The organism is Erwinia endophytica, from assembly GCF_009295515.1.
Classification (GTDB): Bacteria; Pseudomonadota; Gammaproteobacteria; order Enterobacterales; family Enterobacteriaceae; genus Erwinia; species Erwinia endophytica.
This window is the reverse complement of sequence record NZ_RQVV01000032.1, coordinates 15,898-39,597: the sequence shown is the minus strand read 5'-3', so window position 1 is coordinate 39,597 and position 23,700 is coordinate 15,898. Positions and strand designations below refer to the sequence as shown.

The window sequence follows — 23,700 nt, the reverse complement described above, 5'->3', positions numbered from 1 at the left end:
CATGGCCGGGACGGATCATTTCCCAGCCGCTTACTCAGGTAGGTGACGGGGTCTGCTATCACAAAATGTAGGGATGCAGGCTTTGATCCTTGCGATCAAGATAATGGACTGACTGAATACGGCGAATGGTGCGGGACTTGCCGCGGATCAGCAGTGTTTCTGTGGTCGCCATATTGCCCTTACGGGTAATGCCTTGCAGTAAATCCCCGCAGGTGATGCCGGTGGCGGAGAAGATGACATTATCATTGCGCGCCATCTCGTCGAGTGGCAGCACTGTTCCCGCCGTAATCCCCATGGTTGCACAGCGTTTCAGTTCCTGCTCGCCTATCGCGCGGTTCTCTGGCGTATCCCCTTTTACCTCATGGCGCGGCAACAGACGACCTTGCATATCACCGTCTAACGCCCGAATGACTGCCGCTGAAATCACCCCTTCAGGCGCACCGCCAATGCCATAAAGCACGTCCACTTCACTGTCTGGCATACAGGTCAGGATTGAGGCCGCCACGTCGCCATCGGGAAAGGCAAAAATGCGTACGCCGAGCTTTTGTAACGCCGCGATGATTGCATCATGACGGGGTTTAGCCAACAGGGTGACAGTAAGCTCCGTCAGGGGTTTCTGTAAAGCTTGCGCAATGCGTTTCAGATTATCTTCCAGCGGTCGTGCCAGATCGATAACGCCTTTGGCTGCTGGCCCGACGATCAACTTCTCCATATACATATCTGGTGCGTTAAGGAAGGTGCCCTTGTCGCCTACTGCCAGCACTGTTAACGCGTTTGCCTGCCCCATCGCCGTCATTCGCGTACCTTCTATCGGATCCACGGCGATATCTACCGCATCCCCTTCACCGCTACCGACTTTTTCACCGATATATAGCATGGGCGCTTCATCAATTTCTCCCTCGCCAATAACTATCTGACCGTCGATGTTCACCTGGTTGAGCATAATGCGCATCGCATGGACGGCGGCGGCGTCGGCGGCGTTTTTGTCGCCGCGGCCCAGCCATTTATAACCCGCAAGGGCTGCCGCTTCCGTAACGCGTGAAAATTCAATGGCGAGTTCTCTTTTCATGATTTGTCCCGGAGAAGTGATCAGGCGGGCAGTTTATCACGTCAGGGGAGGGAAACACCCGTGACCGGTTGGTCACGGGCAGGAGAGCGTCGATTACGTGTCATCATGGTTTTCCCAAAACTGCGCGCGGGAAACGGCTTTTTTCCAGCCAGCGTAACGATAGTTACGTTCGGTGGTTTCGATGCCTGGACGGAATTCATGTTCAATTACCGCTTTCGCCCGTACTTCATCCAGATCCTTCCAGAATCCGACGGCCAGACCAGCCAGGTAGGCTGAGCCCAACGCGGTGACTTCACGTACTTCCGGACGTTCCACTCGGGTGCCCAGAATATCGGCCTGGAACTGCATCAGGAAGTTATTGGCCACGGCCCCGCCATCCACACGCAGCGACTGTAGGCGGGTGTTGGCATCATTCTGCATCGCTTCCAATACATCACGGGTTTGGTAGGCTATCGACTCCAGGGTGGCGCGAATGATGTGGTTAGCGTTAACGCCGCGCGTCAGGCCGAAAATCGCTCCGCGGGCATACGGGTCCCAGTAAGGCGCTCCCAGGCCGGTAAAGGCTGGCACCATATACACGCCATTGCTGTCCTTCACTTTCATCGCGAAATATTCGGAGTCAGTGGAATCGTTGATCAGTTTCATTTCGTCGCGCAGCCACTGAATGGATGCGCCACCGATAAATACGGCGCCTTCCAGTGCATAGTTCACTTCACCGCGCGGGCCACAGGCGATGGTGGTCAGCAGACCGTGAGTCGAGGTTACCGCTTCAGTCCCGGTGTTCATCAACATGAAGCAGCCAGTGCCGTAGGTGTTTTTCGCCATACCCGGCTGGACGCACAACTGACCGTATAGCGCTGCCTGTTGATCGCCCGCGATACCCGCGATAGGAATACGCGTACCGCCTTTACCACCGATGTTTGTTTGACCATAGACCTCAGAAGAGGATTTTACGGCAGGCAGCATTTCACGCGGGATATCGAGGATATCCAGCATGCGCTGATCCCATTCCAGTTTGTGGATGTTGAACATCATGGTACGTGAGGCATTGGTGTAATCGGTGATATGTACCCGTCCCTGGGTCATTTTCCATACCAGCCAGGCATCCACGTTACCGAACAGTAATTCGCCACGTTTGGCCCGCTCACGTGCGCCGGCCACATTATCCAGGATCCACTTCACCTTGGTACCGGAGAAATAAGGGTTAATCACCAGTCCGGTGGTGTGCTGGATGTATTCTTCCAGTCCTTCTTTTTTCAGTTTTGCGCAATAATCAGCGGTACGTGGATCCTGCCAGACGATGGCGTTATGAATGGGTTTGCCGGTTTCTTTATCCCAGACAATGGTGGTTTCACGCTGGTTGGTGATGCCGATTGCGGCAATCTCGTCTGAGCGGATACCCGAATGGGCCAGCACTTCGACCAGTGTTGAGCTTTGCGATGCCCAGATGTCCATTGGGTCATGCTCAACCCAGCCAGGCTTAGGATAGATCTGCTGAAATTCGCGTTGTGAAACCGCCACAATGTTGGCGTCATGATCGAGGATAACGGCACGGGAGCTGGTGGTGCCTTGATCAAGCGCGACAATGTATTTTTTTTCTGTGGTCATAAATCCTTCCTGATGGTGTAAAGGGGTAACACTTACGCTTTACGCTGCTCAGCACGCGTTATCGTCTGCTCTTTTTTCTTTACCTCGACGGCTCCTGGCAAGTTACGGGCGATCAGATGGCGATAACCAAATGCACCAACGCTGGCACCGACAATCGGGCCAAAAATTGGCACGAGGAAATAAGGGATATCACGTCCCCCCGTGAAGGCGACGGTTCCCCAGCCTGCCAGCCATTCAAAGAGTTTAGGGCCGAAATCACGGGCGGGGTTCAGGGCGAAGCCGGTCAGGGGGCCCATTGAGCCGCCGATAACCGCAATCAGCAAACCAATCAGCAATGGGGCCATGGGGCCGCGAGGCAGACCATTGCCGTCATCGGTCAGCGCCATGATCAGGCCCATCATCACGGCGGTAATCACCGCTTCAACCAGGAACGCCTGCCCCACGCCGATGTGGGGGTTAGGGTAGGTTGAGAAGATGCCGGCCAGCTCAAGGCTATCGATACTGCCCCGCACCATATGATGCGTCTGCTCATAATCCAGGAACAGATTGTAGTAGAGGCTGTAAACGAGCGCGGCTGAGCAGAAGGTCCCGGCGAGTTGAGCCAGGATATACGGCACGACTTTACGGGCTTCAAAGTTAGCAAACAGGCAGAGTGCGATAGTAACGGCTGGATTCAGGTGTGCGCCGGAGATGGCGGCACTCAGGTAGATAGCCATCGCAACGGCAATCCCCCAGATGATGCTGATTTCCCATTGTCCAAAACTTGCACCAGCCAGTTTCATCGCGGCGACACAGCCAGCACCAAAGAAAATAATTGTGCCGGCGCCTAAGAATTCGGCGATGCATTGCCCTTTGAGCGTACTTGTTGATTGACTCATGTTGGCATTTCCTGAAGGAGAGGTTAAATGTGGTACTCCGTTTTTTGCTCATTTCCTGAGCCACCCTCATCTTATGTAGGGTTGTTGTGAATTTATCGTTAACGAGCACAAACGAGAAATATCGAAATTAAAAGTTGTGCTCTGTGTCAAAAAAATGAGCGTTTTCGCGTATTTTTATCCTTTCATTTTTCTTATTGAAACACCATTTCAACTTTTGTTTCCGTGTGTTTTTGCAAGAAAGCAACATTAGCCTGGCGTACTGTGTGTCAATTGTTACATATTCCAGGTCAAGACCGAAAATTGTCACAGACTGTACTCTGAGCGGGTTCGCTGCTGGACTTGACGAGCCGGTCTACTTACAATCGGGACAGCGTTGTTATCCGTGGAATCCCGGCTTATCCCTGATGATTTGCGGGTGGCAGCATCAACGCCTTGCGATTAGGAGAGGTCAGAACCATGTCATTTGAAGTTTTTGAAAAATTGGAAGCGAAAGTACAGCAGGCGATTGATACCATCACCCTGCTGCAGATGGAAATTGAAGAACTGAAAGAGCAGAACAACACTCTGACTCAGCAGGTTCAACAGGCCGCCGGCAACAGTGAGTCCCTGGTGCGCGAAAACCAGCATTTGAAAGAAGAGCAGCATGCCTGGCAGGAGCGTCTGCGTGTGCTGCTGGGGAAAATGGAAGAGGTCTGAGTTTTCGAGCTGCAAAGAGGCACTGGTCAAAGTCGAAATAGTGGACGACGGGTGCTCTATTGTCGCTGAGGGAGCAGGGTTCTGTCGCATTAACGACAGCATGTCAGTAAAAATTGAATTGCCTGTTTTTCAGGTGGCCAGTAGATAAAACTGTTCTGCCGGGGACAGCCCGTCCCCGGCCAGATGCTGGTATTGCCCCTTGCGTATCATATGAATAAGTTCAATACCGGACAGAATCGTCTGTGCCCGCCTGAACGATTTGAACCCCGTCATCAGTTTTATCCGGCGTTTGATATTCCGGTGGTCCTGCTCAATCAGGTTGTTCAGATACCTGTTCTGCCTGACCGTGATGCATTCCTCTTTTTCCTTATCGGCATTGAGCGTGGCACCACTTCAGGTTCGCTATGGTGGCGAATGGCCTTGCGGAAGAAGCGTAATGCCGCTGCCGCATCCCGCTTCGCCCGTCAGCAAAAAATCAATGGTCTGGCCTGAGATATCGACCGCACGGTACAGATATTTCCACTGGCCCCTGATTTTGATACAGGTTTCATCCATTCGCCACCGGCGCCCTGGGCGACGTTTATGCCGGTGGAAGGCCTTATCCCGCAACGGCACCAGGCGGATAACCCAGCGGTAAAGTGTGGAATGGTCAACCATCACGCCGCGCTTTGCCATCATCTCTTCGAGGTTACGCAGGCTCAGGGCAGAGCCAAATACCAGCGAACACATTGCGCGATGACATCAGCAGGAGAATGCAGGCGTTTAAAGGCTTTTCGGATCAGGCACATGGGCAGGTAACATCACAAAAAAACAGCATGTTACCTGATTAGCTGCTTAATGCGACAGAACCGCTTCATCAAAGGGCTTTATTGAATAAACCGGATGGGGATAAACATTCCCCCTGTTCGGTGACAAAAGACGGGTGCCGCTGGCCCCCATCGTTTCTTATTCAATATCGAGCGGGTCTTCGGAGAGGATGATGCCAGTATTGTCGGCGTACAGATGGTCGCCTGAGAAGAACGTCACGCCGCCGAAATTCACGCGGATATCGCTTTCACCTGTTCCCTCGCCGGCGGCGCCAACCGGAATGGCGGCAATGGCCTGAATGCCAATATCCAGCTCTTCCAGCGCGTCAACCTGACGTACGGAGCCATATACCACAATGCCTTCCCACTCGTTTTGCTGCGCCAGTCGCGCCAGTGCCGCATCGACCAGTGCACAACGAACTGAACCGCCACCGTCAACCAGCAGAACACGTCCACGTCCGTTTTCCTCCAGCAGATCGTAGAGAAGCCCGTTGTCTTCGAAACATTTTACCGTGATGATTTGCCCGCCAAACGAGGTGCGGCCACCAAAGTTTGAGAAGAGCGGTTCAACGACATTCACATCTTCATGATAGATGTCGCAGAGTTCAGAAGTATCATATTTCATAAGAGGGTCGTCTGTTTGCCACAGGGGAATTGAGTATATCGCTTTCTGTGGGGTGTTGGCAAAATCATCAACTGCTAAAAATTGCGATGGGTCAAGCACATCGTGATTAATTGATGACCAGCCCCAGAGCAAAAAGCAGGTTAACCAGCAAGGCATTTTTGACCGTCTTCACCAGTACCGGGCGCATAGCTATGGCTGAGCGCTCGCGCAGCACATACCGTCCCTGACGGAACAACAACGGGGTTGCCAGCAGGAAGAGCCAGCCAGCCATAGGCAGTGAATTCAGCCAGGCGAACAGGACGAAACACAGTAGCGAACCTGCCAGCAATAGCAGATGGTAGTAGCGGGCGTTCATGGCGCCCAGTCGTACCGCCAGGGTGAATTTGCCATGCTGCCGATCGCTGTCTATATCACGCATATTATTGATATTGAGCACCGCGACAGCCAGTAATCCGCAGCCGCTGGCAGGCAACAGCAATACCGTCTGGACGCTGTGCGCCTGCAAATAGTAGCTGCCCAGCACGCCCAGCCAGCCAAAGAAAACTAATACTGAAGCATCGCCCAGTCCAAGGTAGCCGTAAGGTTTTTTCCCCACGGTGTAGGCAATGGCGGCGATGATAGCCAGAGCCCCCAGTGCGAGAAAGCCCAGTATATCGCTGTAAGAGTGGCAAGAGCGGATGACCAGCGTCACGCCTGTAACCATGGTCAACATCACGGTGATCGCCAGAGCAAAGCGCATTTGTTTCTGGCTGATAGCGCCTTTCTGCATGCCCCGCAAGGGGCCGATACGTTCAGTTGTATCGCTGCCTTTAATCGCATCGCCGTAGTCGTTGGCCAGATTGGACAGCATTTGCAACAAGGCAGTGGTCAGCAAGGCAAGCAGCGCGACAGAAAGGTTGAAGTGTCCCTGCCACCATGCCAGGGCTGAGCCGGTGATCACCGGGGCACAAGCCAGTGGCAGCGTGCGTAAACGCAGACTTTCCAGCCAGGCGCGCAGGGGAGTGATAACCGGGATTGGGTGGATATTTTCCGTCATGAGGCACTAGCCTTTGCTGGAGAAAAGAGAACACGCTGAATTCCGGTCAGTGTACTGTTTGCGGATGATGAAAGACTTAATCCACGTCAATGATGCTCGAAACAGCGAGTCCGGATGCGTTGAGAAAAATGAGGGTAGAAGAGGAGGCCGAAACCTCCTGATAATGGTATTTACGCTTACAGAATAAAGCGGCTGAGGTCTTCGTCGGCCACCAGTTCATCCAGGTGCTTGCTCACGTAGTCGGCGTCAATCGTAATGGATTCACCGCTGCGGTCACTGGCATCAAAGGAAATTTCTTCCACCAGACGCTCAAGCACCGTATGCAGGCGGCGGGCACCAATGTTTTCCGCCGATTCGTTCACCTGCCATGCGGCGGCGGCAATACGACTGATACCGTCCTCGGTAAAGTGAATATCCACTCCCTCGGTTTTCATCAGCGCTTTGTACTGTGCGGTGACAGACGCCTTCGGTTCCGTCAGGATACGCTCAAAGTCATGCGTGGTCAGAGCCTGCAATTCGACGCGGATTGGCAGACGCCCTTGCAGTTCCGGGATCAAATCGGAAGGGCTGGCAACCTGGAACGCACCAGAGGCGATAAACAGGATGTGGTCGGTTTTTACCATGCCGTGCTTGGTTGATACGGTGCAGCCTTCTACCAGCGGTAGCAGATCGCGCTGTACGCCTTCACGGGAGACGTCCGGTCCGGAGCTTTCGCCACGCTTACAGACTTTGTCGATCTCATCAATAAACACGATACCGTGTTGCTCAACGGCTTCGATGGCTTCCTGTTTAAGCTCTTCTGGATTCACCAGTTTGGCGGCTTCTTCTTCCACCAACATTTTCATCGCGTCTTTGATCTTTAATTTGCGTGGCTTTTGTTTCTGCCCCCCCAGGTTCTGGAACATCGACTGTAACTGGCTGGTCATCTCTTCCATACCCGGAGGCGCCATGATTTCCACGCCCATTGGCGCGGCCGCCAGATTGATTTCAATTTCTTTATCGTCCAGTTCGCCCTCGCGCAGTTTCTTGCGGAAAGACTGGCGGGCTGCAGACGATTCAGCCGCAGGCTCGGACTGACCCCAATTATTTTTGGCGGGTGGGATCAGGGCATCAAGAATACGTTCTTCGGCCATTTCTTCGGCGCGGTAGCGGTTTTTCTCAATCGCCTGAGAGCGAACCATTTTGATCGCAGAATCGGTCAGATCGCGGATAATGGAATCCACTTCTTTTCCGACATAGCCCACTTCGGTGAATTTTGTCGCTTCGACTTTGATAAATGGCGCGTTGGCTAACTTTGCCAGTCGACGGGCGATCTCGGTTTTACCGACCCCTGTCGGGCCGATCATCAGAATATTTTTTGGCGTGACTTCATGGCGCAGATCTTCGTCGAGTTGCATACGGCGCCAGCGATTACGCAAGGCGATAGCCACAGCACGCTTGGCACTATCCTGGCCGATGATAAATCTGTTCAATTCGCTGACGATTTCGCGCGGAGTCATTTCAGACATAGTTAGGTCCTTACGCTTTAGACGGTAATTCTTCAATGGTGAGATTGTGGTTGGTGTAAATGCAGATATCGCCTGCAATACCCAGCGCTTTTTCCACTATATCGCGCGCACCGAGCTCGGTGTTTTCCAGTAGTGCACGAGCAGCAGCCTGCGCGTAAGGACCACCAGAACCAATAGCAATCAAATCGTTTTCAGGCTGGATGACGTCACCATTACCGGTAATAATCAGAGAGGCGTTCTCATCCGCTACAGCCAGCAGGGCTTCCAGCTTGCGCAACATACGATCAGTACGCCAGTCTTTGGCTAATTCAACGGCGGCCTTCACCAGATGACCCTGATGCATTTCCAGCTTGCGTTCGAATAGTTCAAACAGCGTAAAGGCATCTGCGGTTCCGCCAGCAAAACCAGCAATGACCTGGTCATTATAGAGACGACGCACTTTCTTGACGTTGCCTTTCATTACTGTGTTGCCGAGAGTAGCCTGGCCATCACCGCCAATGACTACCTGGCCGTTGCGTCGTACACTTACAATTGTTGTCACGGGCAGACCCCTTGTTGCCGTCGGAAGATAGCCCTGCAGTGCAACTGCAGGGCATTGATGCAACCAGATATGGGGCGGGATTGAGAGGTTTCAACCCCCAATGGCGAGAGGAATACAATTTGCGTGGCCGGAACCGCGCAGGGTCTTCAAGGTACTGTCCGCCCCCGCACGATTACTGAATGGTCCAATCACCACGCGGTTCCAGCCGCCACCGGTGGTAATCCGGCTTTCAAACCCTTCGAAGGCCAGTTGGGCACGGATTGACTCTGCCTGGTTTGCTCCTTTGAAGGAACCACATTGTACCATCCAGTGCTGAGTTTTCTCTTTCTGCGCTTCTTTCGGCTGTGCCGTTTGCGTCTGGGCTGGAGCCTGGCGCGTTACTGGCGCTGTCGGTTGAGTATGACTCTGACTCTGCGGCAGCATGTGGGTCTGCTGCGGTACTGCCGTTGGTGTCTGAGTACGGGGCTGTTGTGGTTGCATACGCGACTGTTGCTGCAATTGGGTTTGCTGCTGTTGACGCTGTAATGTTTGCTGGCGTTGAGCTGGCGTTTGCTCGTTCCATGGTACTTCATTCAGCTGGGTTGGCTGCTGGCGCATATCGGCCTGCATTTGCTCCAGCAACTGGCGTTGCTCATCGGTAAGTTGCGTCTGGGAATGCACTTCACCCCCAGCAGAAGGCTCGGTTGGCGTTGGAACAGTTGTCTGGCGGTTTTCCAGCTCTTTAATATAGCGCCAGCGTTCTTCAGGTTTGGGCGGCAGGCCGTTTCCGGGTGCTTTATGATCCGGAATAATTGGCGCCTCTTCTTTTTTATGATGGGCAATAAACCACAGTCCGCCGACAAAGGCCACTAGCACCGCAGCGGCAAGGACCACCATTATCTTCGAGATACCTGAACCACTACTGCGCTTCTTGTTGCGACTGTTGGTCTTTTTGCGACGCGTCCCTGTAGAACGTCCGCGGCCTACGTAATCTTTTTGTGCCACTATCGTTTCGCTAATAATCAATGGAAAGGTAAGGTTGGGCAATAATTTGTGCTGGCGCGCCCGGCTGTCAGCCCGTCATGTTACTCAAGGGCTGGAAGTTTGACCAGCAGGGATACAACTAAGAATCTACTGAATCTCGATTTTGCCGCCACTGAGGGTCTTTTTTCCCGCTACCGAATCTTCTCTCGAAGAGAAGAGGGGGCGGTGCTGCCGCGGATCTTCAGTTCGAAATCCAGCAGGCGTGAACCACTGTTGACTGTTTTGCCTTGTAACTGTTCCAGTAGCAGGTTCATTGCTTCACGGCCAATATCAAATCGCGGTTGGGCTACGGTCGTCAACTGTGGGTCGCTGTAGCGCGACAGCTCGATATCATCAAAACCGATCAGAGATAAATCCTGCGGGATGCGCAATCCCATATTTTTTGCCTGTGACATCGCGCCCAGGGCCATGATATCGCTGTGGCAAAATAGCGCATCAGGCGGATGGGGTAATGCCATGAGTTGTTTCATCGCCTGGGAACCCGCCTCAAAAGTGAAGTCACCCCGCACAATATAGTGTTGATCCAGTGTAATGCCACTGCGTCTGAGTGCTTGAATGTAACCTTGTAGACGATACTGGCACAGAGGCAAATCATGTGGACCAGAGATACAGGCGATACGTCTGTGGCCCAATTTTAGCAGATGATTGACCGCCTCAAAGGCGGCTGTCAGGTTATCGATATGGACGGTGGGTAACTCCAGCTCTGGCGCGAACTCATTCGCCATCACCATTGGTGGCAGATTATACTGCTCTTCCCGGCTGGTATCGAAAGGGACCTGGGAGCCCAGTAGCACCATACCATCAATCTGTCGGGCCATCATCAGGTTAAGGAAGGATTGTTCCTGGCGGTTCTGGTGAGCGCAGTCGCCAATCAGGACCAGATAACGTTGACTGGCCGCAACCACTTCAATACCGCGGATCATTTCACTGAAAAACGGATCACAGATGTCCGGGACGATGACCAGGATGGTTTTTGACTCGTTGTGTTTGGTGTTACGGGCCATCGAGTGAGGAGAGTAACCGACAGCAACCACCGCTTCTTCCACTTTTTGTCGTGTGGCGGCAGAGACTTTTTCCGGGTGCATCAGGGCCCGCGATACCGTCGCTGTGGATACGCCGGCTTTTTCCGCTACGTCCTTCATCGTGGCACCCGTCATCTCTTGATTCTGCTCCAACGCTTTTCTCCTCACGTCAGCCTCAGCTGACCTGACCTTCAGGGATTATCAGGACGATGTTCTGTGTTGCTGTTCGTCTTTTGTTGATGTTGACCATCTCCCATAAATAACCGATGAGAGTGAATGGCGTTATTTAATTTGCATAAAAATTGTGACTTGTGCGACTTTTTTCGCTGTTCCTCGCAGTAAACCACTGCAACAGGGAGGACTTTCAGCTTTCTGTTGGATCGACATCTAACGTCCACTTGACCTTTCTGGCCTGTGGCAGAGTCGCAATCAATGGCAGCGAGGATTGAATCAGACGCTGTAAATATCTGCGGGAAGGGTGCTGGAGCAGCAACTGCCAGCGATAGCGTCCGCTGCGTTTTGGTTGCAGTGCAGGGACCGGCCCCATCACCCAGAATGCTTCATCCTTCAATGGACTGGCTTCCAGCAGGTTGCGCAACTGCTGCAGAAACAGCGCCGACTGCTGGTTATCATGATCGTCTGATCGAAACAGCACATGGCTGGTGAAGGGCGGCAGGAAGACGGTTTTACGCTCATTAAGGGCCTGCTTCGCGAAGGCGTCGTAGCCCTGATGCAGCAAGGTTTGCAGCAGCGGATGATCGGGATGGTGCGTTTGCAGTATCACTTCCCCTTGTTTACCGGTACGGCCCGCCCGCCCGGCAACCTGGGTATAAAGTTGGGCAAAGCGTTCAGCTGAACGGAAGTCGGCTGAAAACAACGCGCCATCGACATCCAGTAGTGATACCAGCGTGACATCCGGAAAATGGTGTCCCTTAGCCAGCATTTGCGTCCCGACCAGAATACGAGCACCGCCGCGATGTACATCCGCCAGATGTTGTTCAAGCGCACCTTTGCGGCTGGTGGTATCACGGTCGATGCGTGATAGCGGTACGTGTGGAAACAGTTCGCTCAGGTTGTGCTCTAACTGCTCCGTTCCCAGTCCGACCGGCACCAGATGTGTTGAGCCGCACTGGGGACACTGATGCGGGATGGGCCGCTGGCTGTCACAGTGGTGGCAGCGTAGCTGACGATAATGTTGGTGCAGGGTGTAATAGCGATCACAGCGTTGACATTCAGCGATCCAGCCGCATTCATGACACAGCATGGCGGGAGAAAAGCCGCGGCGGTTAAGAAACAGCAGTATCTGATTATCGGCTTTCAGGTGCTGGTCAATCTTTTTGATCAGTAGCGGCGACAGGCCGCCTTGTAGCTTTATGCCTTTCAGATCGATCAATTGCTGGATGGCCAGTCGTGCATTGCCAGCACGTTTGCTGAGATTCAATTGCCGGTATTTGCCCCTCTGCACGTTATGCAGTGTCTCCAACGCGGGGGTAGCCGTGCCCATCACGATCGGAATATCTTCCTGTCTCGCCCGGAAAACGGCCAGATCGCGGGCCTGATAGCGCCAGCCTTCTTGCTGTTTATAAGAACTGTCGTGCTCTTCATCGATGATAATCACCCCGAGTCGGGCAAACGGCGTGAACAGCGCGGATCGGGTGCCGATGACGATGGCTGTTTCACCGCTTTTAGCCCGAAGCCAGACGGCCAGTCGTTCGCTGTCATTCAGCGCTGAGTGGAGCACATCGACCGGGGCGTTAAAACGCTCCCGAAAGCGGGCGATAGTTTGCGGAGTCAGACCGATTTCTGGTACCAATACCAGCGCCTGTCGGCCACTGGCGAGCACGTTTTCCAATACGCTCAGGTAGACTTCAGTTTTGCCAGAACCGGTAATGCCAGCCAGTAGCCAGGCGACAAAGTGATCGTCCTCACTGCGAATGGCGCCGACGGCGGTTGCCTGCTCGGTGTTCAGTTTTAGCCGTTCGCCTTTCACCGCATAAGTGTTGCGCCAGTCCTGCTGAGTGCGTTGCCGTGCTTGCAGGTAGCACAGGCCTTTGGCCCGTAATGCCTGCAGTGTAGCGTCGGTAATGTCGTGCTGGCTGATTTCGTGCCGATAGAGGGCACCCTGGCGTAGTGTGGCGAGTGCCTGTTGTTGTTTCGGCGCGCGCTTCAGGCTTTCCAGCGCGGTTTCATGGCCAGACTCGGTTATCAACCATTGCCAGAGAGGAGCCTCCTGTGCCGGCTTGCCTTGCCGCAACAGCACCGGTATGGCATGAAATAACACTTCCCCGAGAGGGTGGTGGTAATAATCGGCCGCCCACAGCAAAATGCGCCACAGTGAAGTCGGATAAAGTGATTCGTTATCCAGTACCTCATACACTGTTTTCAATTGTTCAGGAGGAACATCGCTGGCTTCACTGCTTCCCACCACGATGCCAATCGCTTTACGCTGTCCGAAAGGCACGCTAACACGGGCGCCAATCACTGCCGCAGGCAGATGAGGCGGCAACAGGTAGTCAAAGTTGCGAGCAAGGGGAACGGGGAGCGCGACCTGAACAACGGGCATGAATTCATCCGAATGAGATTGTGAACGAGGTAGTGTACACTGTGTCTTCCTGAATGTGCGGATTCGATTGCAGCGGACGGTTAATATCTGTATAGTTCGCCGCCGTTGATGCGGCATTTTTGTATCACAATACACCTGAATTTTTAATCTTCGTGTGGTGCCGGTGCAGGAATTTCCCTGGCACGGGAGAGCGACACGGCCTTAACTGAGGTTTCCCATGAAAAAAGGTATTCACCCAAATTACGTTGACGTTACTGCAAAATGTTCTTGCGGTAACGAAATCAAAACCCGCTCAACCGTGGGTCACGACCTGAACCTGGACGTGTGCGGTAACTGCCACCCGTTCTACACAGGTAAGCAGCGTGATGTTGCTACCGGTGGTCGTGTTGACCGTTTCAACAAGCGTTTCAGCATCCCAGGCAGCAAATAAGCACGTTGCCAGAGACGGAGACGGTTTCCGTCGCGGATAAAATGAAACACATAATGCCGGTCACCTTGAATAACCGGCATTATTTTTAAAAATTTTTTTGACCCTTTCCTCTCTCACTTCTTTGTGTTGTTCTCACTTTTGTCTTGTCGGGTAGTTTCAGCCAGTCCGATAAATTGATTGATGTTGCCAGAATGGCAGAGGAAACCCCTTGATTTTTATGCGGTAGATCCCAGCCCCCTTCATGATACAGATATCTGAAGAGGGCTCTTTTAGTTGATCAGATATTACTCGGTAGTGGTACTGCCAGTAGTCGCACTGTCTTCAGTGGTACTATCAGTAGTGTTACTGTCAGTAGTCGCACTGTCTTCAGCAGCACTATCAGTAGTGTTACTGTCAGTAGTTGCACTGTCATCAGTGGTACTATCAGTAGTGTTACTGTCAGTAGTCGCACTGTCATCAGTGGTACTATCAGTAGTGTTACTGTCAGTAGTCGCACTGTCATCAGTGGTGCTATCAGTAGTGTTACTGTCAGTAGTCGCACTGTCATCGGTGGTACTATCAGTAGTCGTGCTATCAGGTTTATTCAGTTCAATGACCTGAGCAACAATCGTCCCGTCAATATCACTTATTGCGCTAATGGTAGGTGCATTGATCGTTAACGTTTCTGCTGACAGCGTTCCGGCTGAGCAGAAAATAAACCAGGAACAATAACTGCTGTTGAAGCTACCATCGGTATTGAGGGTTAGTGTTTTGCCCTTCAGCGTGCCGTAATTGCTAATGCTACTGAGTCCCGTGACCATAAACTGGTTTGAGGCCTGCATGGTTCCAGAGTTTTCAAAGGTATCAGAATAAACCGTTATATTATTCCCACTTACCGCTCCTGTATTTTTCACGGTGGTCGCACCCAGGTAGGTTGTACCCTGTGAATCAACAGTACTGCTCAGGTTGATAGCTTTGGTTGCCTGTAATGTCACTCCAGTAACGCCATTGATGCTGCCGCTATTGGTGATGCTGGTGTCAGCTACGGAAGTCAGCGCGTAGCTACTGTCGAGCATATATCCTGTACGAACATAGACTGCGCCGTCGGAACTGATCACACCTTTGTTCTCAATATCGCCAATATAAGAGATCAGTTGATTCGCGGCGGTTCCGCTCAGAGTCCCATTGCTTGAGTTTGAAATTTTACCGAGCGCCAGCGCATAAAGGGTATTGTCTGCCTCAATGGTTCCACTGTTGCTCAGGGTATTTGACGACACCAATTGCACATTGTTGCCGGTGAGCGAGCCGGTATTACTCATCGCACCGCCTGAGGAAGCCACCATGCTGCCGCTGGCGGTAATGGTGTTGCTGTTGCTCAAGGTACTTGACGACACCAACTGCACATTGTTGCCGGTGAGCGAGCCGCTATTACTCATCGCACCGCCTGAGGAAGCCACCATGTTGCCGCTGGCGGTAATGGTGTTGCTGTTGCTCAGGGAACTTGATGACACCAACTGTATATCATCGCCGGTCAGTGAACCTGAGTTACTGATAGCACCACCGGTTGCGGACGCTACCACGTCGCCGCTGGCGGTAATGGTTCCACTGTTGTTCAGGGCGCCTGACGACGTCAATTGCATATTATTGCCAGTGATCGAACCCGTATTACTCATTTTGCCTGCGGAGGTAGCCGTAATATCGCCACTGGCTGTCATGGATCCGGAATTAATCAGCGTACCATTAGAGGTTATCTGAATTGAATCTGTTGACAGAGTACCGCTGTTATTCACCCCGGCACCAGATTTTGTGGTTTGTAACTGGATAACACCTGCAGTAACGCCACCCAACGCACTGACGTCGATGCCAGTGCTGGACGAAGAGTAACTCCCGCTCGTCGTGGCTTCCCCACTGGTGCTGTCATAGGTATAAATGCCCGCAATTGCCTTCAGGGAATCGGTTTCAATCAGGCCATTAATACGAATGGTTTCTGCCAGAATATCGGTATAGCTTTGATCATTGGTGAGACCGTTACTGCCAATGGTTACGGTGCCTTGAGAAACATTAAATCCAGTCAGTACGCCGTCAACCAGCACTGGCGTACCTGTTGTTAGCGTTGTGTGACTGGTATTGATAAAGCTACAGCCTGAGCAAGTGATGCCGTTAGGGTTGGCGATGATAACATCTGCCTGTTGACCCGCGACCTCAATAAAACCACTGAGGGTACTGGCCTTATTGGAAACCACTTCGTTGAGAATAACGGTGGCGGCAGTGCTCAAATTGGAGTTCTTTCCAATATTACCGCTATCACGTATTAAATTCTCAGTACTGTTATTCAGCACCATTCCTTTTTCACTAACGTTAAACTCTGACCAGATGTTGTGGGACAGTCCGTTTGCGTCGGGGGTGTTAATATCAACGACGGTTGAACCATTTAGATGTGTGTAGTTAGTCGGTTCGGCAAACGCAGCATGGGATGCGATAGCGATCGATGTGACTAAAAATAGTGTGTTAAATTTATGCATTTTAATATTTTACTCCTTTGTTTTTGGTAATTGTTCCTGATGTTTATTTCTGTTTTTCCTGAAAGTGTTTTTTGAAATTATTTTAATATTTCCATTGAAGTGAAAATCCCAAAGTAAGAGGGTCGGTATGAAATCCCTGTGGTTTTTTCAATGGTGTGCCGGCAAAAAGATCGTATCCTGTATTCCACATTCTGCCGCGTAAACCGACGACGCTTCCTACCATGCTTTTTCCTGAGTAATACTGTTGGCTCTTATTGCCGATAACCCGTCCGACATCCAGTCCTAAATAAGGCTGATAGTTTTTATCTTTTAAAACCCAGGTGATATTATTTCGCCAATACCATCCCTGGTTCTCCTGTAGATTAGATTCACCATCGAACCCGCGCACAGTCCAGCGATTCCCCATAACGAACGCATCCAGTGTTGAGAGAAGATCGGGAGAAAGTTGCAGCATAAAATAAGGTGAATAGTTCAGTGTTTGATTGAACAGGTTGAAATTCATCGATGCTTGCAAATTCAGCGTGATTATACGGCCTGCGCTGTCAATGACTTTTTGTTGTTGTTCCAGCGTGGAAGCACTGTTAAACCAGGGCATCTTTTTCTGATAGCTCAGGCTCCCGCTAACCACCGCGTTATTAAAATAATGCTGATGATTCAGGATAGCTTTCCATCCGGTACTGTGTTTGTGCATACTGTTTAGTTCGACATTTTCATAGTAGTAGCGTGAGCGAACATCAAAAATCTGTAGTCCTGCTGTCGTTCGCTGATGGATGGTATTTGACAATTGTCGGTTAAGCTGCAGACTGTAATATTCGTTCTTATTATTCAGCATCCAGTCTGACCATGTTGCCTGCACGCGTTGCTTGTAGCGGCTGTGGCTGGCATACAGATCCATCCACCAATATCCCCAGGGGATGCTGTAACCAATCGACCAGTTACTGTTGCCTTCAGGCTTATGTCGGGTATCAATATCATGTCCCATAGAGACGTAAAAGGTATCGCTCAGTGAGGTGATGTTATTGAGATAGAGTGCCGCGCCAGCCTGATAGCGTCCGCTTGTTTTGCTCCCGGCATCATTGACCCAGGCGCCGACTTGCCAGAATTTGTCCTGTTCACGATGAATGAGGATATCACTTTCGCCTTTTTCGGCACCGGGAACCAGATTGATTTTCACTTTTGAACCCGGCACGCGCTGCAGGTTGAAACTTCCCTGTTCCAGATCGCTCAGGTTAAGGAGATCGCCCTCATCCAAAGGGAGAGTGGTCTTGAGATTGATATAGTTTGCCCCTCCTTCTTCGAGTTTTATCTTTCCGATTTTTCCAGCCACGATATTGAAATGTAATTCTCGACTATTCAGGTTTTGTTCCGGCATGTTTATTCGCGTCGTGATATACCCCAGGCGGATAATTTCATTCTGCATAACATCAGCCAGTAATTTTATACCTTTAACGCCCAGGCATTTCCCTTGCGCCTGGTGGGTAAAATAATCTAATGTTTTTATATTAAGAGAATCGTTGTCTTTCTTATAATAAACATTGTCAATAGCATAACATGGAGATTCCTCAGGAAACTGGATAGGGGTTTTGTTAAATTCTTGTTTGGAAGAACGGCTTTTTTTTGCTGTGTTTTGCAAGTGTTCTTTGCGGATTTTATCCTGTTCAACCTGATTACTTAATTGGCTTTTAATTGCGTTTTCAGCGTCTTTTGACTGAGGGGGGGTGACCTCGGCGGCGTTGGATTTGGTGTTGTAAATGAAAAAAATAGTTAAGAAAGTCAGCAACATCGATTTGATGCTGGGATACCTGTCCATGATTAATTCCAGTTCTAATAATCCGTTATCAGTGTCGAATTGTAATCAGTTTATAGATACCCTGCAATACTGAAATTTTATGATAAATTCTAAATTATAAATTTTATCTTTTTCTGATGATTATTGGATATTATTGGGTATTCGTGTTTTGGTGTTTGCCGGAAATATAAACGAATTTCCTGTTGAAGAAAAAGTAAGGACGAATGTAAGAAAAAAATGATTTCCCTGACAGCAGTTATTCCAAATAAACGCTGCTGCCAGAGGAAAAGCAGGGAGACCAGACATGTCCGGAGTGGGTCAGTATTCCCAGGTGTCTGGATCGACGCCCATCTTCCGCATGATCGTTTTTGCCTCTTCCGGGATTTCATCGCTGCGCTCTTTACGCAGGTCGACATCATCCGGCAGCGGCTGACCGGTGAAGGCATGCAGGAATGCTTCACACAGCAGCTCGCTGTTAGTGGCATGGCGGAGGTTATTGACCTGACGGCGGGTTCGTTCATCGGTCAAAATTTTCAGTACTTTTAACGGAATGGATACCGTAATTTTTTTAACCTGCTCGCTCTTCTTGCCGTGCTCAGCGTAAGGGCTGATATATTCGCCGTTCCATTCAGCCATGGGGTACCTTAGTCATCATTAAAATTGAAAAAATGCCGAAATTTGGCTAATTATGCCCGAAGTTGGGCCCCATCACACTGTACAGGCTCAATTTTCTATCGGCTATAGCGACATAATATTAACGGTTATTGTCGAATTGCTCAATCTATACGCAAGGACATTTAGATGTCCAGATGTGTTGACGTCTATTTCTGCCCTGCTATGCTAGTGAGCATCCTTTATCCCCGTTCAGGAATTTATGCACCATGACGCGTAAACAGGCAACCATCGCAGTACGCAGCGGTTTGAATGATGACGAGCAATATGGCTGTGTTGTCCCGCCAATCCACCTGTCCAGTACTTATAATTTTACTGATTTCAACGAGCCGCGTGCTCATGATTATTCCCGCCGAGGTAACCCGACTCGTGATGTTGTTCAGCGTGCGTTAGCCGAGCTGGAAGGTGGCGCGGGTGCGGTAATGACCAATACCGGGATGTCAGCGATTCATTTGGTGTGTACGGTATTCCTGAAACCCGGCGATTTATTGGTGGCTCCCCATGACTGTTATGGCGGCAGTTATCGTTTGTTCGACAGTTTAAGCAAACGTGGCGCTTATCGGGTGAAGTTTGTCGATCAAGGTGATGACGCCGCGTTGAAAGCGGCGCTGGCCGAGAAGCCTAAACTGGTGTTGGTTGAAAGCCCCAGTAACCCGCTGCTGCGGGTGGTGGATATTGCGGCTATCTGCCAGGCGGCCCGTGAAGTTGGGGCGATTAGCGTGGTGGATAACACCTTCCTCAGTCCGGCGCTGCAAAACCCACTGGCGCTGGGTGCGGATCTGGTGCTGCATTCCTGTACCAAGTATCTGAATGGTCATTCTGATGTAGTGGCGGGGGTCGTTATTGCTAAAGATCCGGCGCTGGTGACCGAACTGGCCTGGTGGGCCAATAATATTGGCGTAACGGGGGCCGCTTTCGACAGTTACCTGCTGCTACGGGGGTTGCGTACACTCGCGCCACGTATGGCGGCGGCTCAGCGCAATGCACTGGCCATTGTTGATTATTTGCAGCAACAACCCCTGGTCAAAAAATTATATCACCCCTCTTTGCCTGAAAATGCGGGTCATGAGTTTGCGGTACGTCAGCAAAAGGGCTTTGGCGCGATGCTAAGTTTTGAACTGGAGGGTGATGAGCAGACACTACGCCGTTTCCTGAAAGCGCTTGAATTGTTTACTCTGGCAGAATCATTGGGGGGCGTGGAAAGCTTGATTTCCCACACTGCCACCATGACTCACGCCGGTATGTCGGCGGAGGCTCGCGCCGCGGCTGGCATTTCAGAAACGCTGTTGCGGATTTCTGTGGGAATAGAGGATCACGAAGATTTAATCGCTGATCTGGATAAGGCATTCCGGATAGCGGCCAAGAGGTAAGCATGAGTCAGGCAGCAGTGACGGCGGGAACGCGTCAATTGCATAAATTTGGCGGCAGCAGCCTTGCTGATGCCAAATGTTATCTGCGGGTGGCCAGGATTATGGCGGAGTATAGTCATCCTGGCGACATGATGGTCGTTTCGGCGGCGGGGAGCACGACCAATCAGTTGATTAGCTGGCTTAAACTGAGCCAGAGCGACCGGTTATCCGCCCATCAGGTCCAACAGGCGCTACGGCGTTATCAGAGTGAGTTGATTAGCAGCCTGCTTCCTGCTGACTCGGCGGAGGTGCTGGTTGCCGCTTTTATACAAGATTTGGAAAGGCTGGCCGCATTGCTGGATAGCAATATGACTGAAGCGGTGTACGCCGAAGTGGTGGGGCACGGAGAAATCTGGTCGGCGCGATTGATGGCTGCGGTACTGAATATGAGCGATATGGCGGCCGACTGGCTTGACGCCCGGGATTTCCTGCGCGCTGAGCGGGCGGCGCAACCACAGGTTGATGAGGAGAAATCCCGGCCTCTGCTGCAACAGTTGTTGGTACAGTATCCTCAGCAGCGACTGGTGGTGACCGGTTTTATCAGCGGTAACGATCAAGGAGAAACCGTCCTGTTGGGTCGCAACGGCAGTGACTATTCAGCGACGCAGATTGGTGCGCTGGCGGGAGTGTCGCGCGTGACTATCTGGAGCGATGTGCCCGGCGTGTACAGTGCGGATCCGCGTAAGGTTGAAGATGCCTGTCTGTTACCTTTACTGCGTCTGGATGAAGCCAGCGAACTGGCTCGTCTGGCTGCTCCTGTCCTGCATACCCGGACATTGCAACCCGTTTCAGGTAGCGATATCGATTTGCAACTGCGCTGCAGTTATCAGCCAGAGCAGGGCTCCACCCGGATCGAGCGAGTTTTGGCCTCCGGTAGCGGTGCAAGGATTGTTACCAGTCACGATGACGTCTGCCTGATAGAGTGCCAATTACCGCCACAGCATGATTTCACCATCTTGCATAAAGAGATCGATCAATTGCTGAAGCGTGCGCAGCTTCGTCCATTGGCAACCGGTGTACATCCTGATCGTAATCTTCTGCAACTTTGCTACACCGCTGAAATCGTCGGCAGTGCGCTGACGTTGTTGCAGCAGGCTGGCGTTCCGGGCCGGTTACAGCTACGCGAAGGTATGGCGCTGGTGGCGTTGGTCGGCGCGGGTGTATGTCGCAATCCGCTGCACAGTCACCGTTTCTGGCAGCAGTTGAACGATCAGCCGATCGAGTTTATCTGGCCGTCGGAAGAAGGGATAAGTCTGGTCGCCGTGTTGCGTGTCGGGCCCACAGAACATCTGATCCGTGGTCTGCATCAGTCGTTGTTCCGCGCTGAAAAACAGGTAGGTCTGATCCTGTTTGGTAAAGGGAATATCGGTTCGCGCTGGCTGGAGCTGTTTGCCCGTGAACAGGAAACGCTTTCCGCACGAAGCGGGTTCGAATTCATTCTGGCAGGTGTGGTGGACAGCCGCCGTAGTCTGCTGAATTATGACGGGCTGGATGCTGGCCGCGCGCTGGCCTTCTTTGATGATGAAGCGATAGAGCAGGATGAAGAGTCACTGTTCCTGTGGATGCGTGCGCACCCGTTTGATGACCTGGTCGTACTGGATGTTACCGCCAGCGAACAGTTGGCGGAGCAGTACCTGGATTTTGCCAGTTATGGTTTCCATGTGATCAGCGCGAATAAAGCCGCAGGTGCTTCCAGTAGCGATCGTTACCGCCAGATCCGTGATGCCTTCGCTAAAACGGGACGCCACTGGCTGTATAACGCCACTGTTGGCGCTGGCTTACCGGTCAATCATACCGTGCGGGATTTGCGTGAGAGCGGTGACAGCATCCTGGCCATCAGCGGTATTTTCTCCGGCACGCTTTCATGGCTGTTCCTGCAGTATGACGGTACGGTGCCGTTTACTGAGCTGGTGGATCAGGCCTGGCAGCAAGGGCTGACGGAACCTGACCCGCGTGTTGATTTGTCTGGTCTGGATGTAATGCGGAAGCTGGTTATCCTGGCCCGTGAAGCGGGTTATGACATTGAGCCTGATCAGGTGCGTGTGGAGTCGCTGGTGCCGAAAAGCTGTGAAGGAGAATCGGTGGATCACTTCTTCGAAAACGGCGAGGCGCTGAACGAGCAGATGCAGCAGCGCTTTGAAGCGGCGCAGGAAATGGGCCTGGTATTGCGTTATGTCGCACGCTTTGATGCTAATGGTAAAGCGCGTGTTGGTGTGGAAGCGGTTCGTGATGATCATCCGCTGGCCTCATTATTACCTTGTGATAACGTTTTTGCTATTGAAAGCCGTTGGTACCGAGATAATCCGTTAGTGATCCGCGGGCCTGGAGCGGGGCGGGATGTGACCGCCGGCGCGATTCAGTCCGATATTAACCGCCTTACACAACTGTTGTAGCGTCCTGTTGAGCCGGAATTCTCCGGCTCTTTTCATTTTTTTCCTGATCCTTTGAGGTGGGTGAAATTTCTTCAATAGCGTTGAGAAATTGTCACGCCGGTTCATCATTTATTGATTGACTGCCCCCCGCTATTCCTTCATTTTGAATGTCTGGACGTCTAAACGTATGGACGTTCAACGTGGTGAGTTAATTCTTGAGTGATCGATGAGGGAAGCAGGTATGAGTTTTTTCCACGCTAATCAGCGCGAAGCGCTGAACCAGAGTCTGGCTGAACTGAACGGACAAATTAACGTTTCTTTCGAGTTTTTCCCGCCGCGCACCAGCGAAATGGAACAGACCCTGTGGAGCTCAATTGATCGTCTGAGTAGCCTGAAACCAAAGTTTGTTTCAGTGACCTACGGTGCCAACTCTGGCGAACGCGATCGTACCCACAGCATTATTAAGGGGATCAAAGATCGTACCGGACTGGAAGCAGCGCCACACCTTACCTGTATTGATGCCAGTAGCGATGAACTGCGCACTATCGCTCAGGATTACTGGAATAACGGGATTCGCCATATCGTCGCCCTGCGCGGTGATTTACCTCCAGGGGGCGGCAAGCCAGCAATGTATGGCGTGGACCTGGTCACGTTGTTGAAGGAGGTGGGAGACTTTGATATTTCCGTTGCCGCCTATCCGGAGGTGCACCCGGAGGCGAAAAGCGCCCAGTCTGACTTGATCAATCTAAAACGTAAAATTGATGCCGGGGCAACCCGCGCCATTACTCAGTTTTTCTTTGATGTGGAGAGCTATCTGCGCTTTCGTGATCGCTGTGTGACGGCGGGTATCGATGTGGAGATTGTCCCAGGTATTCTGCCCGTCTCAAACTTCAAACAGCTGCAACGTTTTGCCGCCATAACGAACGTGCGTGTACCGGGCTGGATGACCAATATGTTTGCCGGGCTGGATGACGATCCTGAAACCCGCAAAATGGTCGGTGCCAACGTGGCGATGGATATGGTGCGGATCCTCAGTCGTGAAGGGGTTAAGGACTTTCACTTCTATACCCTGAATCGAGCCGAGATGAGCTACGCTATTTGCCATACTCTTGGTGTTCGTCCGGCGCTATCCGTCACCTGACGATAGCCTTG

At 51.8% G+C, this 23,700-nt stretch carries 18 protein-coding genes and 1 pseudogene; 5 read left to right on the top strand and 14 right to left on the bottom strand.

Going from position 1 to position 23,700, the window contains the following annotated elements:
* Window positions 1–58 precede the first annotated feature (58 nt).
* The 3 genes from glpX to EH228_RS10215 form a co-directional block, all read right to left on the bottom strand.
* Window positions 59–1,069, bottom strand: a complete 1,011-nt coding sequence (gene glpX / locus EH228_RS10225; RefSeq protein WP_152321572.1) for a class II fructose-bisphosphatase — start codon at window positions 1,067–1,069, stop codon at window positions 59–61.
* Window positions 1,070–1,162: 93 nt separating this feature from the next.
* A complete protein-coding gene (gene glpK, locus EH228_RS10220) occupies window positions 1,163–2,677 on the bottom strand; it encodes a glycerol kinase GlpK (protein ID WP_152321571.1) in 1,515 nt (504 codons plus the stop codon).
* A gap of 32 nt (window positions 2,678–2,709) precedes the next feature.
* Window positions 2,710–3,555: an MIP/aquaporin family protein gene (locus EH228_RS10215; RefSeq protein ID WP_152321570.1), complete on the bottom strand. Its 846-nt coding sequence runs from the start codon at window positions 3,553–3,555 to the stop codon at window positions 2,710–2,712.
* 456 nt (window positions 3,556–4,011) lie between these two features.
* Between EH228_RS10215 and zapB the strand changes: the two genes are divergently transcribed.
* The gene (zapB, locus tag EH228_RS10210) at window positions 4,012–4,251 is read left to right on the top strand and encodes a cell division protein ZapB (RefSeq protein WP_152321569.1); all 240 of its coding nucleotides are present in this window, start codon (window positions 4,012–4,014) and stop codon (window positions 4,249–4,251) included.
* Between the two features lie 129 nt (window positions 4,252–4,380).
* Here zapB and EH228_RS20510 read toward each other — a convergent pair.
* From EH228_RS20510 to priA, 8 genes and pseudogenes are all read right to left on the bottom strand, one after another.
* Window positions 4,381–4,908: pseudogene (locus EH228_RS20510) on the bottom strand (IS6 family transposase).
* 288 nt (window positions 4,909–5,196) lie between these two features.
* Window positions 5,197–5,682 (bottom strand): ribonuclease E activity regulator RraA, encoded by a 486-nt coding sequence (rraA, locus tag EH228_RS10200; protein WP_152321568.1) that lies wholly within the window; start codon window positions 5,680–5,682, stop codon window positions 5,197–5,199.
* Window positions 5,683–5,788: 106 nt separating this feature from the next.
* A complete protein-coding gene (locus tag EH228_RS10195; protein ID WP_152321567.1) occupies window positions 5,789–6,718 on the bottom strand; it encodes a 1,4-dihydroxy-2-naphthoate polyprenyltransferase in 930 nt (309 codons plus the stop codon).
* 176 nt (window positions 6,719–6,894) lie between these two features.
* Window positions 6,895–8,226, bottom strand: coding sequence for an HslU--HslV peptidase ATPase subunit (gene hslU / locus EH228_RS10190; RefSeq protein ID WP_152321566.1), 1,332 nt, complete (start codon window positions 8,224–8,226; stop codon window positions 6,895–6,897).
* A 10-nt stretch (window positions 8,227–8,236) separates the two neighbouring features.
* Window positions 8,237–8,767 (bottom strand): ATP-dependent protease subunit HslV, encoded by a 531-nt coding sequence (gene hslV / locus EH228_RS10185; protein ID WP_152321565.1) that lies wholly within the window; start codon window positions 8,765–8,767, stop codon window positions 8,237–8,239.
* A 90-nt stretch (window positions 8,768–8,857) separates the two neighbouring features.
* Entirely contained in the window at window positions 8,858–9,751 is an 894-nt protein-coding gene (gene ftsN / locus EH228_RS10180; protein WP_152321564.1) for a cell division protein FtsN, read from the bottom strand.
* A gap of 170 nt (window positions 9,752–9,921) precedes the next feature.
* On the bottom strand, window positions 9,922–10,965 hold the full coding sequence (gene cytR, locus EH228_RS10175) for a DNA-binding transcriptional regulator CytR (RefSeq protein WP_152321563.1): 1,044 nt from the start codon (window positions 10,963–10,965) through the stop codon (window positions 9,922–9,924).
* A 211-nt stretch (window positions 10,966–11,176) separates the two neighbouring features.
* Window positions 11,177–13,375 carry a primosomal protein N' gene (priA, locus tag EH228_RS10170; RefSeq protein ID WP_152321562.1) on the bottom strand — a complete coding sequence of 733 codons (2,199 nt, stop codon included), beginning with the start codon at window positions 13,373–13,375 and terminating at the stop codon, window positions 11,177–11,179.
* Between the two features lie 217 nt (window positions 13,376–13,592).
* Between priA and rpmE the strand changes: the two genes are divergently transcribed.
* Window positions 13,593–13,805 (top strand): 50S ribosomal protein L31, encoded by a 213-nt coding sequence (gene rpmE, locus EH228_RS10165; RefSeq protein ID WP_152321561.1) that lies wholly within the window; start codon window positions 13,593–13,595, stop codon window positions 13,803–13,805.
* 284 nt (window positions 13,806–14,089) lie between these two features.
* Here rpmE and EH228_RS10160 read toward each other — a convergent pair whose 3' ends face one another.
* From EH228_RS10160 to metJ, 3 genes are all read right to left on the bottom strand, one after another.
* Entirely contained in the window at window positions 14,090–16,306 is a 2,217-nt protein-coding gene (locus EH228_RS10160) for a two-partner secretion domain-containing protein (RefSeq protein ID WP_152321560.1), read from the bottom strand.
* A gap of 82 nt (window positions 16,307–16,388) precedes the next feature.
* Window positions 16,389–18,089, bottom strand: a complete 1,701-nt coding sequence (locus EH228_RS10155) for a ShlB/FhaC/HecB family hemolysin secretion/activation protein (RefSeq protein WP_240116274.1) — start codon at window positions 18,087–18,089, stop codon at window positions 16,389–16,391.
* A 324-nt stretch (window positions 18,090–18,413) separates the two neighbouring features.
* Window positions 18,414–18,731 (bottom strand): met regulon transcriptional regulator MetJ, encoded by a 318-nt coding sequence (gene metJ / locus EH228_RS10150; RefSeq protein ID WP_152321558.1) that lies wholly within the window; start codon window positions 18,729–18,731, stop codon window positions 18,414–18,416.
* 245 nt (window positions 18,732–18,976) lie between these two features.
* Here metJ and metB point away from each other — a divergent pair, with 245 nt between their 5' ends.
* The 3 genes from metB (at window position 18,977) to metF (ending at window position 23,689) form a co-directional block, all read left to right on the top strand.
* Window positions 18,977–20,137, top strand: a complete 1,161-nt coding sequence (metB, locus tag EH228_RS10145; protein WP_152321557.1) for a cystathionine gamma-synthase — start codon at window positions 18,977–18,979, stop codon at window positions 20,135–20,137.
* Window positions 20,138–20,139: 2 nt separating this feature from the next.
* Window positions 20,140–22,569: a bifunctional aspartate kinase/homoserine dehydrogenase II gene (locus tag EH228_RS10140; protein ID WP_152321556.1), complete on the top strand. Its 2,430-nt coding sequence runs from the start codon at window positions 20,140–20,142 to the stop codon at window positions 22,567–22,569.
* A gap of 220 nt (window positions 22,570–22,789) precedes the next feature.
* Window positions 22,790–23,689: a methylenetetrahydrofolate reductase gene (gene metF, locus EH228_RS10135; RefSeq protein WP_152321555.1), complete on the top strand. Its 900-nt coding sequence runs from the start codon at window positions 22,790–22,792 to the stop codon at window positions 23,687–23,689.
* The last annotated feature ends 11 nt before the right edge of the window (window positions 23,690–23,700 follow it).